The 237-nt window shown below is 40.5% G+C and carries 1 protein-coding gene; it reads left to right on the top strand.

Annotation, left to right across the window (positions count from 1 at the left end; translation table 11 throughout):
* Positions 1-237: PTS transporter subunit EIIC (locus tag ACNEUN_RS06455; RefSeq protein WP_463631639.1), on the top strand; the 237-nt coding region annotated here is incomplete at both ends.

Raw genomic sequence — 237 nt, forward strand, 5'->3', positions numbered from 1 at the left:
GTGCTTCATATGCCTTTGCAGGTGAATTTACAAATGCTTATGTAACAATCGGTGGTTCTGGTGCGACACTCGGTATGACTCTTTTCATCGCTTTCTTTGCTAAATCAGAACAATTGAGAATCCTTGGTAAAGCTTCTATCGGCCCAGCTCTCTTCAACATCAATGAGCCAATTATCTTTGGTTTACCAGTTGTTTATAATCCTATGTTGGCCATTCCATTTATGCTTGCTCCAATCG

The organism is Gardnerella sp. C0684A1, assembly GCF_055326835.1.